The sequence below is a fragment of the Pseudoxanthomonas sp. GW2 genome (genome assembly GCF_000283075.1).
Taxonomy (GTDB): Bacteria; Pseudomonadota; Gammaproteobacteria; order Xanthomonadales; family Xanthomonadaceae; genus Pseudoxanthomonas.
The window spans coordinates 17,847-34,245 of sequence record NZ_ALIP01000033.1 but is presented as its reverse complement, the minus strand read 5'-3'; the positions used below and the strand labels follow the sequence as shown (position 1 = coordinate 34,245).

At 72.0% G+C, this 16,399-nt stretch carries 18 protein-coding genes; 1 reads left to right on the top strand and 17 read right to left on the bottom strand.

The window, feature by feature from the left end:
* From B351_RS17930 to B351_RS0102945, 11 genes are all read right to left on the bottom strand, one after another.
* The coding region (locus B351_RS17930) for a hypothetical protein (protein ID WP_026010281.1) at positions 1–257 on the bottom strand (257 nt) is incomplete at its 3' end.
* Positions 258–424: 167 nt separating this feature from the next.
* Complete coding sequence (locus B351_RS0102995) at positions 425–1,102, bottom strand: Fe2+-dependent dioxygenase (protein ID WP_019397574.1); 678 nt, start codon at positions 1,100–1,102, stop codon at positions 425–427.
* Positions 1,103–1,105: 3 nt separating this feature from the next.
* The gene (locus B351_RS0102990) at positions 1,106–1,846 is read right to left on the bottom strand and encodes a tetratricopeptide repeat protein (protein ID WP_019397573.1); all 741 of its coding nucleotides are present in this window, start codon (positions 1,844–1,846) and stop codon (positions 1,106–1,108) included.
* Between the two features lie 38 nt (positions 1,847–1,884).
* Complete coding sequence (locus tag B351_RS0102985; RefSeq protein WP_019397572.1) at positions 1,885–4,197, bottom strand: TonB-dependent siderophore receptor; 2,313 nt, start codon at positions 4,195–4,197, stop codon at positions 1,885–1,887.
* Between the two features lie 601 nt (positions 4,198–4,798).
* Positions 4,799–5,128 (bottom strand): non-heme iron oxygenase ferredoxin subunit, encoded by a 330-nt coding sequence (locus B351_RS0102975; protein WP_019397570.1) that lies wholly within the window; start codon positions 5,126–5,128, stop codon positions 4,799–4,801.
* Complete coding sequence (locus tag B351_RS0102970) at positions 5,125–5,667, bottom strand: GNAT family N-acetyltransferase (protein WP_019397569.1); 543 nt, start codon at positions 5,665–5,667, stop codon at positions 5,125–5,127. Before B351_RS0102970 ends, B351_RS0102975 begins: the two co-directional genes overlap by 4 nt.
* Before the next feature lie 94 nt (positions 5,668–5,761).
* Positions 5,762–7,027: a cysteine desulfurase gene (locus B351_RS0102965; protein ID WP_019397568.1), complete on the bottom strand. Its 1,266-nt coding sequence runs from the start codon at positions 7,025–7,027 to the stop codon at positions 5,762–5,764.
* Entirely contained in the window at positions 7,024–8,331 is a 1,308-nt protein-coding gene (gene sufD / locus B351_RS0102960) for a Fe-S cluster assembly protein SufD (protein ID WP_019397567.1), read from the bottom strand. The genes B351_RS0102965 and sufD overlap by 4 nt, the downstream gene beginning before the upstream one ends.
* A complete protein-coding gene (gene sufC / locus B351_RS0102955; RefSeq protein ID WP_019397566.1) occupies positions 8,331–9,095 on the bottom strand; it encodes a Fe-S cluster assembly ATPase SufC in 765 nt (254 codons plus the stop codon). The genes sufD and sufC overlap by 1 nt, the downstream gene beginning before the upstream one ends.
* 125 nt (positions 9,096–9,220) lie before the next feature.
* A complete protein-coding gene (gene sufB, locus B351_RS0102950; protein ID WP_019397565.1) occupies positions 9,221–10,696 on the bottom strand; it encodes a Fe-S cluster assembly protein SufB in 1,476 nt (491 codons plus the stop codon).
* A gap of 17 nt (positions 10,697–10,713) precedes the next feature.
* Positions 10,714–11,172 carry an SUF system Fe-S cluster assembly regulator gene (locus B351_RS0102945; protein WP_019397564.1) on the bottom strand — a complete coding sequence of 153 codons (459 nt, stop codon included), beginning with the start codon at positions 11,170–11,172 and terminating at the stop codon, positions 10,714–10,716.
* Positions 11,173–11,513: 341 nt separating this feature from the next.
* On the opposite strand from B351_RS0102945, the gene B351_RS0102940 reads away from it, so the two are divergent.
* On the top strand, positions 11,514–11,981 hold the full coding sequence (locus tag B351_RS0102940; RefSeq protein ID WP_019397563.1) for an SET domain-containing protein: 468 nt from the start codon (positions 11,514–11,516) through the stop codon (positions 11,979–11,981).
* 7 nt (positions 11,982–11,988) lie between these two features.
* Here B351_RS0102940 and B351_RS0102935 read toward each other — a convergent pair whose 3' ends face one another.
* The 6 genes from B351_RS0102935 to B351_RS16120 all read right to left on the bottom strand — a co-directional run bounded on the left by B351_RS0102935 (position 11,989) and on the right by B351_RS16120 (position 16,219).
* Entirely contained in the window at positions 11,989–12,561 is a 573-nt protein-coding gene (locus B351_RS0102935; protein WP_026010279.1) for a DUF1439 domain-containing protein, read from the bottom strand.
* 82 nt (positions 12,562–12,643) lie between these two features.
* On the bottom strand, positions 12,644–12,949 hold the full coding sequence (locus B351_RS0102930; protein ID WP_019397561.1) for a DUF3861 family protein: 306 nt from the start codon (positions 12,947–12,949) through the stop codon (positions 12,644–12,646).
* A gap of 90 nt (positions 12,950–13,039) precedes the next feature.
* Positions 13,040–13,612: a M23 family metallopeptidase gene (locus tag B351_RS0102925; RefSeq protein WP_019397560.1), complete on the bottom strand. Its 573-nt coding sequence runs from the start codon at positions 13,610–13,612 to the stop codon at positions 13,040–13,042.
* A 112-nt stretch (positions 13,613–13,724) separates the two neighbouring features.
* A complete protein-coding gene (locus B351_RS0102920) occupies positions 13,725–14,156 on the bottom strand; it encodes an HU family DNA-binding protein (protein ID WP_019397559.1) in 432 nt (143 codons plus the stop codon).
* A gap of 148 nt (positions 14,157–14,304) precedes the next feature.
* Entirely contained in the window at positions 14,305–15,111 is an 807-nt protein-coding gene (locus tag B351_RS0102915; RefSeq protein ID WP_019397558.1) for a S9 family peptidase, read from the bottom strand.
* Positions 15,095–16,219, bottom strand: a complete 1,125-nt coding sequence (locus B351_RS16120; RefSeq protein WP_039730795.1) for a DUF3182 family protein — start codon at positions 16,217–16,219, stop codon at positions 15,095–15,097. The genes B351_RS0102915 and B351_RS16120 overlap by 17 nt, the downstream gene beginning before the upstream one ends.
* Positions 16,220–16,399: the final 180 nt, after the last annotated feature.

Sequence of the window (16,399 nt, the reverse complement as noted above, 5' to 3'; positions counted from 1 at the left end):
GTGCGCGCACGCGCGACGGCCAGGCCTGGCCACGGCAGGGCGGCAGCGTCGCCGGAGACGGTTTGCGCGGAGCCGGTCGGGCGCGGCTTCCTGGCCGGGGCGCGGCGGTGCTCGCCCCGGGTGTCCGGGACGTCCGGGGCGGCATCGACAGCGTGTACCGAAGGGGCGTGGTGCGGGGGAAGGCTGGCGTTGCCCGGGCGGAGAAGGAGGCCGGTGGCCAGCACCAGCATGGCCAGCAGCGCGGTCAGCACCGCCACGGCCGCCGATCCGCTGCGCGGATGCGGCGGAGCCGCCACGGACGGGCGGGCCTGGACGGAGTGCTGGAGCCTGTTCACACATTTCCCCGATGCGCGGCCCTGGGCCGACCGCGGCATCTTAAACGGGAATGGTTCTCAAATGCAACGGAAAACGGGTCCCGTCTGGCTCAGGTTTCGGCCCATTGCCGCAGCAGGTTGTGGTACACGCCGGTCAGCTGCAGTACCGCGGCCTGGTCGGCGCCGCTGCGGCGCAGGGCCTGGATCGAGCTGTCCAGCTCGAACAGCAGGCGGCGGCGGCCGTCGTCGCGGACCATGCTCTGGATCCAGAAGAACGAGGCCAGGCGCGCGCCACGGGTCACCGGGTTGACCTGGTGCAGGCTGGTGGACGGGTACAGGATCAGGTCGCCGGCCGGCAGCTTCACCTCGTGCTCGCCATAGGTATCGCTGACCAACAGCTCGCCGCCGTCGTATTCCTCCGGGTCGCTGAGGAACAGGGTGCAGGACACGTCGCTGCGCAGCTGCTCGCCCTGGCCCAGGTCCATCACCGCGCCGTCGACGTGGAAGCCGTAGGTGCCGCCGCCGGCGTAGCGGTTGAAGCGCGGCGGCAGGTACTTGAGCGGCAGCGCGGCGCTGAAGAACAGCGGATGCTTCGCCAGGGCGGTGAGGATGGCCTCGCCCAGCTCGCGTCGCAGCGGCGAGAACTCGGGCAGCTGCTCGTTGCGCTTCACCTGGGCGCCGAGGTGGCCGACGGTCTCGCGGCCGTCGGTCCAGTCGGCCTGTTCCAGTTTGCGCCGGAATCCGGCGACCTGGTCCCTGGTCAGGACTTCGGGGATATGCAGCAGCATGGCTTACTCCGGTGCATGGGCCGCGACCAGTGTGCGGATTTCGGGATGGGGCGAGGTGGCCAGCTCCGGCCGGATGCGTTCCAGGAACGCCGGGCTGCCATGGGCCAGGGCCTGGCGCAGCAGGGTCACCGCGGCGGCGACCTCGCCCTGCTGCAGCAGGATCGAGGCCAGGTTGGCCTGGCCGCGGAAATCGCCGGCCTCTGCGGCGCGGCGGTACCAGTCCAGCGCGGCCTGCGGGTCCGCCGGCACCACGCGGCCTTCCTCGAGGTAGCGGGCCACCAGGTTCATCGACTTGGCATGGCCCAGCGCGGCGGCGCGCGCGTACAGGGCGTAGGCGCCGGCTTCGTCGCGGGGCAGGCCGCGGCCGGTGGCCATCAGGTTGGCCAGGTTGTACATGCCCCAGTCCAGGCCCAGCCCGGCCGCGCGCCGGTACCAGACCGCGGCCAGGGCCGGGTTGGCGGGCGTGCCTTCGCCCAGCTCGTGGCAGCGGCCGAGCATGTTCATCGCCAGGGCGTCGCCGTTGTTGGCGGCCACCTGGTACCAGAGCACGGCCGCCTCCGGGTCGCGCGCGGTGCCGCGGCCTTCCACCAGCATCTGCGCCAGCAGGGTCTGCGCCGCCACCGTGCCGGCCCTGGCCAGGCGGGCGACCTCGGCAAAGGCCTGTTCCGGGGCGTCCTTCAGCAGCCCGGCCAGGGCCTGGGCGTCGAAGGCGGGCGGTGTGGCGCTGGCGGGAGGCGTGTCCATCGGACGGGGGCGGCAGGTGGCCTGCCGCCCCGCGGGCATCAGAACTTCACGTTGAAGGTCAGGGTCGCCGCGCGGCCCGGCGCGATGCTGGCGTAGTGCGAGGCGTAGGCGCGGGTGAAGTACAGCTCGTCGGTCAGGTTCTGCAGGTTCAGCTGCAGGGTGTAGCGCTGGCCGAAGGCATAGCTGGCCATGGCGTCCCAGCGGGTGTAGCCGGGGATCCACTTGCTGTTGGCCACGTCGCCGTACTGCTTGCTGGAGTAGGTGGCGCCGCCGCCGATGGTCAGGCCGGAGGCGAAGCTGTAGGTGGTCCACAGGTTGGCACTGTGCTTGGCCACGTTCGGGAACACGTTGCCGTTGTACGGCGAGGGCACGTAGACCCCGCCGGGACAGGTGCGGCCAGGCACGGCGCAGACGTAGCCGTTCTCCACCAGTTCGGCGTCCATCCAGGTGTAGCCACCGGACACGTTCCAGTTGTCGGTCAGCCTGCCGTTGAAGCCCAGCTCCACGCCGTCGACTTGCTTCTTGCCGGCGTTCTGCGTGGTGCCGTTGGCGACGGTGATGCGCGCGTTGTCCATCACCGTGTGGAACGCGGCCGCGGTAAGCGACAGGCGGTCGTCGAGCAGGTTCCACTTCAGGCCCAGCTCGATGTTCTCGCTTTCCTGGGGCTCGAGGTCCTGGATCGCGGCGCTGAGGCCGTCGGAGCCGTCGCCGCCGTCCATGCCCGGGGGCGTGGACGAAGTGCCCCAGGACAGGTAGATGCTGCCGTTGCGGGTCGGCTTGAACACCACGCCGGCCTGGTAGTTCAGGTAGTCGGATCCGTGCCGCAGCACGGTCGGCGCGGCGTTGGCCGACGGGGTGACCTGCACGGTCCGGAAGTCGTCGTAGCGCAGGCCCAGGTTGAGCAGCCAGGACGGCGAAAGCTCGATGGTGTCGAACAGGTAGAGCGAGGTAGTCTCGGTGTCCTGGCGCACGTCCAGCGCGCGGTTGCTGCGGGTCACCGTCTGCCCGGCCGACCAGGGGTCGTCCGGGTTGGGATGGCGGAAGTCGGTGCAGTTGTAGCCGGTGGCCGCGCCCGTGGTCGGGCAGCTGGTGTCGCCGGTCAGGAAGTTGTTGGTGCCCGGCGCCAGGATGTAGTTGCCGCGGCGCGTCTTCTCGTCGCTGTACTCGATGCCGGCGCTGTAGCTGTGGGCCAGCGCGCCGGTGCGGAAGCTGCCGGTCAGGCTCAGCTGGTCGGCCAGGGTGCGGGTGGTGGTGTCGCGGCTGTTGGTGCGGCGCCACAGGGTGCCGTACAGCAGCGGGTTGCCCTTGCTGTCGTCCGGCTGGGTCCACAGGTAGTCGTTGCGGGTCTCGCCGTAGCGCAGGACCTGGCGCAGCTTGTGCTCGCCCAGGGCGAAGCTGGCGTCGACCGTGGTGATGTCGGCGCGGGTGCGCTGGAAGTCGCGGTCCTTCAGGCCGTAGTAGTTGCTGCGGTCCGGGACCAGCGGGCGGCCGTCGCCGTTGAGCACGGCGTTGGCGCCGGACAGCGGGTTGGAGTACGGGAAGCCGCCGGCGTCGGGCAGGTCGTCGGTTTCCAGGTGGTAGTGCGACAGGATCAGCTGGGCGTCGCCGTTGAGGCCGAAGGCGAGCGAGGGGGCCACGCCCCAGCGCGAGACGTTGGCCGCGTCGCGGCCGGGGATGTCGGCATCGTGGCGCATCAGGTTCAGGCGCGCGGCGCTGCCTTCGCCGATCTGCACGTTGGCGTCGACCGTGCCGCGGCGGTAGCCGTCGCTGCCCACGCCCAGGCCGATGCTGGTTTCGTCCTTGAGCCTGGGGGTCTTGCTGACCAGGTTGATGCTGCCGCCGCCGGAGTCGCGGCCGCCGTAGGCCGAGCTGGGGCCCTTCACCACCTCGACCTGCTCGAGGTTGAACACCTCGCGGGTCTGCGAGCCCACGTCGCGCAGGCCGTCGATGAAGGTGTTGCTCTGCGCGTCGAAGCCGCGGATGAAGGGGCGGTCGCCGGTCGGGTTGCCGCCTTCGCCGGCGCCGAAGGTGATGCCCGGCACCAGGCGCAGGGCGTCCTGCAGGCTGGTGGCGCCGGTCTGCTCCAGCAGGCCCTGGGGAATGATCGAGACCGACTTGGGCGTGTCCACCAGGTCGGCGGTGAACTTGGACGAGGACGGGTTGAACCAGCTGCCGCGCACGTCGACGCGGTCCAGGTCGGTCGCGGCCGGTTCCGGGTTGGCATCGGCCGGGGTGGCGGCCTGCGCCGGCACGGCGAGCATGGCCAGCGAGGCGCCGGCCAGGACCGAGGCGCCGGGCAGGGCGGAGGTGGAACGTGGGACCGGGTGCTTGCGGGACTTGATGTAGGACACCGATGGATCCTTGGGGACAGGGGGTGGCAGGACGCGCATGGCGGCGGCGGTACGCGGAACGGGGCGGTACGCACCGGCTGGCGGCGGCTGCCGGAATCGGGGAGGGAAGCGGATGGCGCCTGCCGCGGGGCGACCGGCGGTGCGGGCGCGGGCAGTGCAGGCTCAGGCCTGCTGGGGTGGCGCGCCGCCACGCGGTGGCCGGTACCACGGCCGGCTGGCGGCCGGGAACCGGGCCGCGGCCGCCGGTACGGCCCTGGCCGGGGGCGTGGGGGAGGCGGAAGGCTGAGGCAGGGCGGCCGGCTCAGCGCCGGCCGGGTCCGCCACCATGGCAACCGGGAGTGGCGGCAGCAGGCCCGGATCCCCGCCGTGCGCGGGGGCGTGCATGCAGGCGCGCACGAGCAGCGCCAGGGCATGGGCCTGCGCCTGGCCCGCGCTCGCGGCAGCCGCGGCCATGAGGATGGCGGCCAGCACGCCGGCGCGGGCCAGCGTGCGCAGGGGGCGGCAATGGGACTGGATGCGGCGCAAGAGGGCGGGACCGGGAAGGTTGTCCCGCCATCTTAATGAGATTAATTCCCATTCACAAGGTGAATAGGCGCGATCGTCAGCGGTCGTCGCGGGTCCAGATGCCGGTGGCGTCCAGCTTCACCGGGAACTTGGGGACCGGGGAGTAGGCCGGGGCGCACAGCGCGCGGCCGTCGCGCAGGTCGAAGCGGGCGCCGTGCAGCACGCACTCGATGCTGCCCTCGGCCGGATCCACCGAGCCGGCGGACAGCTCGTAGTCCTCGTGGCTGCAGCGGTCCTCCAGCGCGTACAGCTCGCCGTCGAGGTTGACCACCAGGATCGGGGTATCGGTGACTTCGTCGAACACGGTGCGCATCTCGCCCGGCAGCAGCTCGCCGGGGGCGCAGACGAAGGTCCAGGTCCCGCTCATGCCGCCACCCCGGCGTGCAGCGGCTTCTCCAGCACCTCGAAGCGCAGGTCGTCGCGCAGCGGGATGCCGAAGCGCTCGTCGCCGTAGGGGAAGGGCTTGTGGATGCCGGTGCGGCGGTAGCCGCGGCGCCCGTAGTAGGCGATCAGGCTGTCGCGCACGTCGATCACGGTCATGCGCATCACCGGCAGGTCCCAGTCCTCGCGGGCGATGCGCTCGGCCTCGGCCAGCACCGCCTTGCCCAGGCCGCCGCCCTGCAGCTCCGGGCGCACCGCGAACATGCCGAAGTAGCCGGCGCCGTCCTCCTCGGCCACGTGCGCGCAGGCCAGCAGCGCGCCGCCGCGCTCGGCCAGCAGCACGATGCTGCGCGGGCGGGCGAGGTCGGTGGCGAGGACGTCCGGATCGATGCGCGGGCCGTCCAGCAGGTCGGCCTCGGTGGTCCAGCCTTTGCGGCTGCTCTCGCCGCGGTACGCGGAGGTGACCAGTTCGACGATGGCGGGGATGTCGGCGTGGGTGGCGTGGCGGAAGGTCAGTGCGTCCATCCGCGCATTCTAGGCCGGGGCGTGCCGGCCGGCAGCCCGCGGGCGGCCGTGCGCGGCGGCCCGGCGGACGGAGCAACGGGCCGGGCGCCGCCGCTCAGGCGAGCAGGCGGCGGGTCTTTTCCAGCGCGGCGACGAAACGGTCGATCTCCTCGTGCGTGTTGTAAAACGCCAGCGAGGCGCGCAGGGTCGCGGCCACGCCGTAGTACTGCAGCAGCGGATGGGCACAGTGCTGGCCCGAGCGCACGGCCACGCCTTCCAGGTCCAGCAGGGTGGCCAGGTCGTGCGCGTGCGCGCCCTCCACGAGGAACGAGATCACCGCGGCCTTGCCCGGCGCGGTGCCGAAGATGCGCAGGCCCGGGATGGCCTGCAGCGCCTCGGTGGCGTGCGCCAGCAGTTCGGCCTCGCGCGCGGCGATCGCGTCCATGCCGATCGCGTCGAGGTAGTCGATGGCCACGCCCAGGCCGACGAAGCCGGCGATGTTGGGGGTGCCGGCCTCGAACTTGTGCGGCGGGTCGTTGAACACCGTGCCGTCGAAGCTGACCTCCTTGATCATCTCGCCCCCGCCGATGAACGGCGGCATCGACTCCAGGTGCTCGCGCCGCGCCCACAGCGCGCCGGTGCCGGTGGGGCCGCACATCTTGTGGCCGGTGACGGCGTAGAAGTCGCAGCCGATGGCGGCCACGTCCAGCTTCAGGTGCGGCGCGGCCTGGGAGCCGTCGACCACGGTGACGATGCCGCGGCGGCGCGCCTCGCGGCAGATCTCGCGCACCGGGTTGACCGTGCCCAGCACGTTGGATACGTGGGCCACGGCCAGCAGCTTCACGTCCGGGGTCATCGCGCGGTGGAGGCCGTCCAGGTCGAGGCTGCCGTCGGGCAGGATCTCGGCGACCTTGATCTTCGCCCCGGTGCGCTGCGCCACCAGCTGCCAGGGCACGATGTTGGCGTGGTGCTCCATGCGCGACACCAGGATGGTGTCGCCCTGCTTCAGCCGCGGCAGCGCCCACGAGTACGCCACCAGGTTGATGGCGAAGGTGGTGCCGCTGCACAGCACGACCTCGTCGGCGCGCACGTTGAGGAAGCGCGCCAGGCGCGCGCGCGAGGCCTCGTACGCCTCGGTGGCCTCGGTGCCAAGGGCGTGCACGGCGCGGCTGACGTTGGCGTTGTGGCGGCGGTAGAACTCGTCCTGCGAGGCAACCACCGGCAGCGGCTTCTGCGAGGTGTTGGCATTGTCCAGGTACACCAGCGGGTGGCCGTGGACCTCGCGCATCAGCAGCGGGAAGTCGGCCCGCACCCGCTCCCAGTCCACCGCGCCGGGGTGGCCGGGCAGGGCAGCGTCGTGCACGGCGGGGATCCCGTTCATGCCGCCACCCCGCCGCCCAGGGCAGTGGCCAGCGCCGCGTCGAGGCGGTCCAGCAGCAGCTGGCGCAGGCCCTCGTCCTCCAGCGCGCCCAGCGGCTCGCGGCAGAAAGCCACGGTCAGCAGGCGCTGCGCCTCGGCCAGCGGCACGCCGCGCGAGCGCAGGTAGAACACCGCGTTGGCGTCGAGCTGGCCGACGGTGGCGCCGTGCGCGGCCTTGACCTCGTCGGCGTCGATCACCAGCACCGGCTGGGTGTCGATCTCGGCGTCGGCCGACAGCAGCAGGTTCTTGTTGGACAGGCTGGCGTCGGTGCCGTCGGCGCCGGGGCGGATGTTGATCCCGCCGTGGAACACCACCCGGCTGCGGCCGTCGGCGATGCCGCGCCAGAGCAGGTCGCAGGCGGTGTCGCGGGCGATGTGCTCGATGCCCAGGCGGGTGTCGACATGGCGGCGGCCGCTGCCCAGCAGCACGCCGTTGGCGGTCAGGCGGGCGCCGTCGCCCTCCAGGCGCACGTTGAGTTCGTTGCGGCTGAGCCCGGCGCCCAGCTCCAGGTCGAAGCGGCGGTACTGCGCATCGCGCGCAAGCACCGCGTCGGTGCGGGCGAAGCGGGTGGCCCGGGCGGCGTCGGCCTGGACCCGGGCGTGGCGGACCAGCACGCGCTTGCCGGCATGCAGGTGCAGCACGTCGTTGGCCAGGTGGGCGTGGTCGCCGGCGCCGAGCTGGTGCTCGACGATGTCCAGCGCCGCGTCGTCGCGCAAGTCGATGAAGTGGCGCAGGTGCCAGGCGCGGTCGCCGTCCTGCGGCACGCCCACGAACACCAGGTGCAGCGGCGCGGGCAGGCGCACCCCGGCGTCCAGCCGCACCACCGCGCCGTCCTCGGCCAGGGCGGCGTTGGCGCGGGCGAAGACCTCGTCGCGGCGCTCGTAGCGGCGCAGCAGGAAGTTGGCGTCGCGCGGCTGCCCGCGCTCCAGTACCTGCGACAGCGCCTCCACGCTGGCGCCGTCCGGCAGGCCGGACAGGTCGCTGCGGGCGGCGTCGAAGCGTCCGTTGGCGAACACCAGGCGCGGGGCGGGAATACCCTCGACCAGTGCCGGGTCGAACGCCGGCGGGGTGGTATCCGCCGGGGCGAAGCTGCGGCGCTCCAGCGCGCGCAGCGGGGTGTACTTCCAGGCTTCCTCGCGCGGGCCGGGCAGGCCGTCGGCCAGCAGCGCCTCCAGCGCGGCGCGGCGGCGCGGGCCCAGTTCCTGCGCCTCCGGCGCGCGCAGGGCATCGAAGCCCTGGCGGAACGATTCCAGCAGCGCGGCCATTACGCCACCCGTTCCGGGGCGACCCGGTCCTTGAGCCAGGCGTAGCCGTGCTTCTCCAGTTCCAGCGCCAGTTCCGGGCCGCCGGTCTGGACGATGCGGCCGTCGGCCAGCACGTGGACCACGTCCGGCTTGATGTAGTCCAGCAGGCGCTGGTAGTGGGTGATCACCAGGAACGAGCGCTCGGCGGTGCGCAGGGCGTTGACGCCGTCGGCCACGGTCTTGAGCGCGTCGATGTCCAGGCCCGAGTCGGTCTCGTCGAGGATCGCCAGCTTCGGCTCGAGCACGGCCAGCTGGAAGATCTCGTTGCGCTTCTTCTCGCCGCCGGAAAAGCCCTCGTTGACGCCGCGGTGCAGCAGTTCGTCCTTCAGGTGCAGCACGGCCAGCTTCTCGCGCACCAGCTTGAGGAACTGCATCGAGTCCAGCTCGTCCTGGCCGCGCACCTTGCGCTGGGCGTTGAGCGCGCTGCGCAGGAAGTAGGTGTTGTTCACGCCCGGGATCTCCACCGGGTACTGGAAGGCGAGGAACAGGCCGGCGGCGGCGCGCTCCTCCGGCTCCAGTTCCAGCAGGGCCTGGCCGTCGAACTCGACCGAGCCGGCGGTGACCTCGTAGCCGTCGCGGCCGGCGAGGATGTTGCCGAGCGTCGACTTGCCGGCGCCGTTGGGGCCCATGATGGCGTGCACCTGGCCCGGCTTCACCTCCAGCGAGAGGCCCTTGAGGATTTCCTTGCCGGCGACGCTGGCGTGGAGGTTTTCGATCTTGAGCATGGGATTGGGGATTCGGGATTGGGGATTCGGTATTCGGGATTGGATCCGGAAGGCGCCGGGGGCCGGAGGAAGGGGACACTCGCGCGGTCCCCGGCTCCCCGGATCGACCCCCGGAAGCGGCGGCCTCAGCCGACGCTGCCTTCGAGCGAGACTTCCAGCAGCTTCTTGGCCTCCACCGCGAACTCCATGGGCAGCTCGCGGAAGACCTGCTTGCAGAAGCCGTCGACGATCAGCGAGACCGCGTCCTCCTCGGAGATGCCGCGGCTGCGGCAGTAGAACAGCTGGTCCTCGCTGATCTTGGAGGTGGTGGCCTCGTGCTCGACCGTGGCGCCGGGATTCCTCACCTCGATGTAGGGGAAGGTGTGGGCACCGCACTGCTTGCCGATCAGCAGGCTGTCGCACTGGGTGTAGTTGCGCGCGCCGTCGGCGTTGCGGTCGACCTTCACCAGGCCGCGGTAGGTGTTCTGGCCGCGGCCGGCGCTGATGCCCTTGGACACGATCTTGGACTTGGTGCGCTTGCCGACGTGGACCATCTTGGTGCCGGTGTCGGCCTGCTGGCGGTGGTGGGTCAGGGCCACGGAGTGGAACTCGCCCACCGAGTCGTCGCCCAGCAGCACGCAGGACGGGTACTTCCAGGTGATGGCCGAGCCGGTCTCCACCTGGGTCCAGGTCACCTTGCTGCGCGCGCCGCGGCATTCGGCGCGCTTGGTCACGAAGTTGTAGATGCCGCCGCGGCCTTCCTCGTCGCCCGGGTACCAGTTCTGCACGGTCGAGTACTTGATCTCCGCGTCGTCCAGCGCGACCAGCTCGACCACCGCCGCGTGCAGCTGGTTTTCGTCGCGCATCGGCGCGGTGCAGCCCTCCAGGTAGGAGACGTAGGCGCCTTCCTCGGCCACGATCAGGGTGCGCTCGAACTGGCCGGTGTGGCCGGCGTTGATCCGGAAGTAGGTGGACAGCTCCATCGGGCAGCGCACGCCCTTCGGGATGAACACGAAGCTGCCGTCGGAGAACACCGCCGAGTTGAGCGCGGCGAAGTAGTTGTCGCCGTGCGGCACCACGCTGCCCAGGTACTTGCGCACCAGGTCCGGATGCTCGCGGATGGCCTCGGACATCGAGCAGAAGATGATGCCCTTCTCGGCCAGCTCCTTGCGGAAGGTGGTGCCCACGGAGACCGAGTCGAACACCGCGTCCACGGCCACGCCGGCCAGCTTGGCGCGCTCGTGCAGCGGCACGCCGAGCTTGTCGTAGGTCTCGATCAGCTCCGGCGGCACCTCGTCCAGCGACTTGTACTTCGGACCCTTGGGCGCGGAGTAGTAGCTGATGGACTGGAAGTCGATCGGCGCGATCTGCAGCTTGGCCCAGTTGGGCATGGGCATCTGCAGCCAGCGGCGGTAGGCCTCAAGGCGCCATTCGGTCATCCAGTCCGGCTCCTCCTTCTTGGCCGAGAGCTGGCGGATGACGTCCTCGTCCAGGCCCGGGGGCAGGGAATCGGACTCGATCGGGGTGACGAAGCCGGCGTCGTAGCGACGGCCCAGGCGCTCGAGGATCTCGGCGTTCTGCGGCGCGGCTTCGGCGGTGGGGGTCTGCATGTCGGTGGCCATGGGGCTGCCTGGGGAATTCAGCTGGCTACCTGCACGGCGATCTGCCGGCGGGTGGCGGTGGAGGGGGGAGGAAGCGGGCGCAGCATCTGCGCCAGGGTCACGCCGCGCAGGGCATCGGCGACCACGTCGTTGATCAGGCGCCAGTTGGAGCGCACGCCGCACTGGTGGGCGATGCCGCACTGGTTGCTGCCGGCCTGGCTGCACTCGGTCATCGCCAGCGGGCCTTCCATCGCCTCGACGATCTCGATCAGGGTGATGTGGTCGGCGTCGCGGGCGAGGCGGTAGCCGCCGCGAACGCCGCGCAGGCCCTCGACCAGTCCGGCCTGGGCCAGCGGCTTGAGCAGCTTGCTGACGGTGGGTTGTTCCAGGCCGGAGTGCTCGGCCAGCTCGGCCGCACTGAGCACCTCGCCGGGACGGGAGGCCATGACGGTCAGGACGACCGTGGCGTAATCAGTCAGCTTGGTGACGCGGAGCATGGCAGAGGGTCGGGTGAAAACGTACCGAAATTGTACGCTTTCGCCCGCGCCGAGGCCAAGCCGGCACGGGTGGAACGCTTCAGCGCGGGTTGTCGGCGCCTGGCGCAGGCCCGGTCCCAGGTAGGGCGGGGGCGGCGCCTTCCCCGGCGGCAGTGCATCGGGGGCCGGCACGCCGGCCGCGCCGGGGCTGCGGAGGTAGCGGTAGATCGCGCGGCGGTCCTGCCCGTCCATGGCGCGCACGGCGATGTCCGGCATCATCGGACGGGTATGCAGGTGGGCGGGCTTGGGATGCGCGGCGGCATGGGCGAGAATCGCGTTCCAGTCGCCGCCCCGGAACGTCCATGCCCCGCAAGATCGTCGCCCGCAAGTCCCCCATCCACGGCAATGGCGTGTTCGCGGTGGAGCCCATCCGCAAGGGCGAGCGCATCATCGAGTACAAGGGCCTGCGCCGGACCCACGCCGAGGTCGACGCCGACAGCGCCGGCGACGTCGAGAGCGGGCACACCTTCCTGTTCACGCTCAACGACGACTACGTGATCGACGCCAACCACAAGGGCAACGACGCGCGCTGGATCAACCACAGCTGCGACCCGAACTGCGAGGCCGTGGTGGTCGAGCACGAGGGCGACGACCGCAGCAAGGACCGCATCTTCATCGAGGCGATCCGCGACATCCGCCCCGGCGAGGAGCTGACCTACAACTACGGCATCACCCTGGCCGAGCGGCATACGCCGCGGCTGAAGAAGATCTGGGCCTGCCGCTGCGGCTCGCCCAAGTGCACCGGGACCATGCTCCAGCCCAAGCGCTGAGGCGGGGTCACTCCGACGCCGGCAGCGCCGGGTCGCGGTCCAGCAGCACGTGGAGCTGGCCGTCGCGCACGCCGGCCGCTTCCACCTGCACCCCGCCCAGCAGGGCCGCCAGCGGCGGCTCGATGCGGTACACCGGCTCGCTGCGCGCGTAGTCGGCCAGCCAGGCGTTGAGCAGGCCGCGGGTGCCCTCGTCCAGGGCCAGGCCGGCCTGCGCGGGGCAGAAGTCCTCGATCGCCGGCTGCTCCAGGAAGAACGCCTTGCGCGCCGGGTCGTAGCGCAACGCGCTGCTCAGCTGCACCCGGCCGACCGGCGTGGGGGGGCCGCCGGCAGTGGCCGCGGCCAGGTCCAGGCCCAGGCGCATGCGCGTGCCCGGCGGCAGTTCCAGGCGCGGGTTGGACACGGTCAGTTCGAGCAGGCCGCCGAGGGCGCTGTGCCGTTGCGGGAACCGGCCCTGGAGGAAGGCTTGGGCTTCGGCCGCCTGCACGCTGACCTGGCGGCCCTCGAAACGGGGCGCGGCCAGCGCCGGCGGCAAGGCCAGCAGCGCGGCCAGCAGGACGGGAAGAGGGCGGGACAGGCGCATCGCGGATTCCTCGCGGATCGGAAGCACCATCCTGGCGCGGCGCGGTGAACCGGTCGTTAGCATCGCACCGCCGGCGCGACGCTCAGCTCTCCTCGCGCGGATCCAGTCGCGCCAGCAGGCGCGACAGCGGCGCGGGCAGGCCGTCGAGCAGGTCATCGGCCACCGCCGGGTGGCGGCGGACGATGCCGTCGAGCAGGCGGGCGCCGATCACCAGGGCGGTGCGTTCGTCGGCGCTGAGGCCGGGGAGGCGCTGGTTGGACTCGATCACGCGCATCCAGTCGTCGCAGCAGGGCTGCTCGAACTCGATCGCGCAGCGCCCCTGGCACGGCAGTCCGCCGTTCTCCACCGGGGTCACGGTGATGCGGTAGCGCTGTGGGGATGAAGCCATTGTTGCGGGGTCCTGAAAGGGGTGTGGCCACGATAGGCCGGCCGCCACCCGGGAACGAGGCCCCTGGCCACGATGGACCGTTCCACCGCCTCAGCGCGGCGCTTGCCCCGCGCGCAGCCGCGGCAGCGGGTCGACCGCCCCGCCGCGGCCGTATATCCCGTAGTGCAGGTGCGGTGGGGTGCCGCGCGCGTTGCCGCTGTCGCCGACGCTGCCCAGCACGGTGCCGGCCTCGACCAGGTCGCCGGGTGCCAGGCCCGGCGCCCAGTCCTCGAGGTGGGCGTAGTAGTGGGATTCGTTGCCGGGCCCGCGCACCCAGACCTGGCGCCCGCCAAGGCCGCGCTCGCGCACCGCGGTGACGATGCCGCGGGTGGTGCTGGCCACCGGCGTGCCGCGCGGGGCGAAGATGTCCGCGCCTTCGTGGCGGCGGCCGGTGCCGCGCGGCGCGCCCCAGGTCGGAGCGATGCTGCCGGCGGCCACGCCCTGCACCGGGACCGGCAGCGCCTGTGGCGCCGGTTCGCGCGCCAGTTCAAGGGCCAGCCGCGCGCGCTGCACCGCCGGGTGCTGCCAGGCCCAGGCCAGCGCCAGGCCCAGCACGGCCAGCCAGAGCAGGGTCCAGGCAAGGCCGGCCAGGCGCCGGGCGCGGGTGGGGTGGTGCGATCCCATGCGCCGAGCATGGCCCGGCGCGCGTGCCCGCAATGGCAAGGCCGGCGCCAACGAAAACGGGGCGGCCTTGCGGCCGCCCCGTCGGAAGAAGCTGGTAAGCCCGTCGCGCCGATCAGGCGGCAGCGTCCTTGAGCTTCTTCAGCGGGCGCACCTTGACCTTGACCGAAGCCGGCTTGGCGGCGAACCACTGCTCTTCCTTGGTGAACGGATTGATGCCCTTGCGGCGCGGCTTGGCCGGGACCTTGACCGCGGTGACCTTGAACAGGCCCGGCAGGGTGAAGCTGCCGACGCCCTTCTTGCTGATCGCGCCGGAGACCGCATCCTCGACGGCGGCCAGCACGGCCTTGACGTCCTTGGCGACGACGCCGCTGGTTTCGGACAGGTGCTTGATCAGGGCGGACTTGCCCAGGACTTCCTTCAGCGGGGCGGCCTTCTTCGGAGCAGCGGCAGCCTTCTTCGGCGCAGCAGCCTTCTTCACTGCGGTCGTCTTCGCCGCTTTGGTCGCGGCCTTCTTGGCGGCCGGCTTCTTGGTGGTCTTCGCCATAAATTTCCTGTTCCGTACGTATTGGATGGTGGGCCGAGAGCATCGGCACGGCGAATGTAGGCGATGCGCGGGGCGTCGCCAAGAGGAAAAGCGCGGAAAAGCGGCAAAAAATGCCGCCTGGCGGACGGACGGAGCGCCCCGGGGCGGGTCAGCCCCCGGCCGGCGCCCCCGCGCGGCGGGCCTGCTTGCGCTCGGCGACCTTCTGCCCGGCCTCGCGCTCGCGCGCCGCACGCACCATTTCCCCCAGCCAGCCGGCCAGGACCTCGGTATAGGCCTGCTGCTCGGGCTTGCCGGAAAAGGCGTGGTCCGCGCCGGCGATGCGGCGCTTGGTCAGGGAGCGGGCGCTGGAGAACGCGGCGGCGTAGTTCTCACCGACCATGTGCGGCACGGTCTGGTCGTGCTCGGCCTCCACCAGCAGCACGTCGCCCTGGAAGTCGTGGCAGGCGCGCAGGGCGCGGTTTTCCTGCCAGGGTACGCGGCGGCGGCGGAACGCGGGCAGGTCGGGGTCGGCGTGCAGCTGGCGCTTGGGCAGCTCCCAGCCCTCGTCCTTGTAGATCGCCGGCGAGCGCAGGGCCAGCCAGCGCACCGGGCGCAGCCCGGTCAGCAGGGTGGACAGGTAGCCGCCGTAGCTGATGCCGACCACGGCGATGGCCGACGCGTCCACGTCCGGGCGCGCGGCGAACCAGTCGTAGGCGGCGACCAGGTCGGCCAGGTTCTGCGGGCGGCTGACCGTTTCCCACTGCGCCGCGGTTTCCTCGTGGCCGCGCAGGTCGAAGGTCAGGCAGACGCAGCCGATGCCGGCGATGCGACGGGCGCGGCCGAGGTCGTGGTCCTGGCTGCCGCCCCAGCCGTGCACGAACAGCACGCCGGGAAGCGCGGGCGGCGGCGACAGCACGGTGCCGCGGACGACCTCGTCGTCGACCCTGATGTCGACCGGGTCAAGGCGGATTTCCATGGACCACAGCGTACTTCAGCACCGGTCCACGTCTTGCGAACGGATCGTGGAAGTGGACCTGCGCATGCGGCGGCGGGCGGTGGGCCAGGTCGTGGCTCTCGTGGCAGGAGGCGGTGAGCGCGCCGCGCGGCACGCGCCCGGACAGGAACGCGTCCAGCGCCACGACTTCCGCCGGCGAGGCCCCGCCCAGGCGCCAGGACTGCTCCAGCACGCCGCAGCGCCAGCGGCCGCGGGCGTCGCGCCCGGCGATGACGTCGTAGTTGCGGCGCGAGGCGTAGAAGCCCGGGTGCACCTCCGCCACCGCGGCGTCGTAGCGGCGCGCGCAGTCCAGGGCCTCGCGCTGGAGTGCGTCGCCGGCCACGGCCTCCAGCGCCTCGTAGCCGCCGGTGACCACCTGCAGGCGCGAGCCGGTGTAGACCTCAAGGCCCTCGCGGTCCGGGGCCTGCTGCTGGGTGCCCAGGTAGGACAGGACCAGGTCGGCGATGCGGACCTGGCCCACGCTGCAGGTGGTCGCCTCGACCAGGTCCTGCTCCAGCACCATGCCGTGCTGCTGCAGCTGCAGCAGGTCGAGCGCGGCCACCGCCTGTTCCAGGTGGTCGGGGTGCTCGACCCGCTGCTGCCCCTGGCCGCCGCGGGCCTGGGCCGGCTTCAGCCGGATCGCGCCGCCGCGCGCCAGCAGCTCGCGCCCGGCGCTGCCGGCCGAGTGCGGGCAGAAGGCGCTGAAGCCGTCCAGTACCACCGGGCGCAGGCGCTCACCCAGCTCCGCGCGCCAGCCCTCGGGGGCCGAGGCGCACTCGCGCGGCAGGCCGTGGGTGATCACCTTGCTGGCGATGAAGGCGTGCGGGACCACCCCGCCGAACAGGTCGTCCTCGCCAGCGATGCCCAGCCGAGCCGCCTGGGCGGCGGTAAGGGTGTCGTCGGGCACGAAGTAGGGGCGCAGCGCCGGCGGATGCGCGGGGTCGTACTCGCCGGCGTACTCCCAGCCGGCCAGTTCGGCCAGGCGCCGCGCCACCCAGGCCTGCGAGACGCGTTCGTGGTCGCTGCGCGGCTGCCCGCCCGCGCACACCGTGACCACCGCGCGACGGCACCGGTTCGTGGGGGAAGGCATGCCGCTGGCTCTCCGCGGAAGGACGCAGGCAAGCTGCGGCCTTCGCGGTGAAACGGGCGCGAAGGATCGCCGCCCCGCTGCCACGGCGCGTGCGCGGGGTCGTGAAGCGTGCCTGTGTCCGTTTCCGGCGCTGGACCACGGGCACAAAAAAACCGGGGCATCGTTGATGCCCCGGCCCGA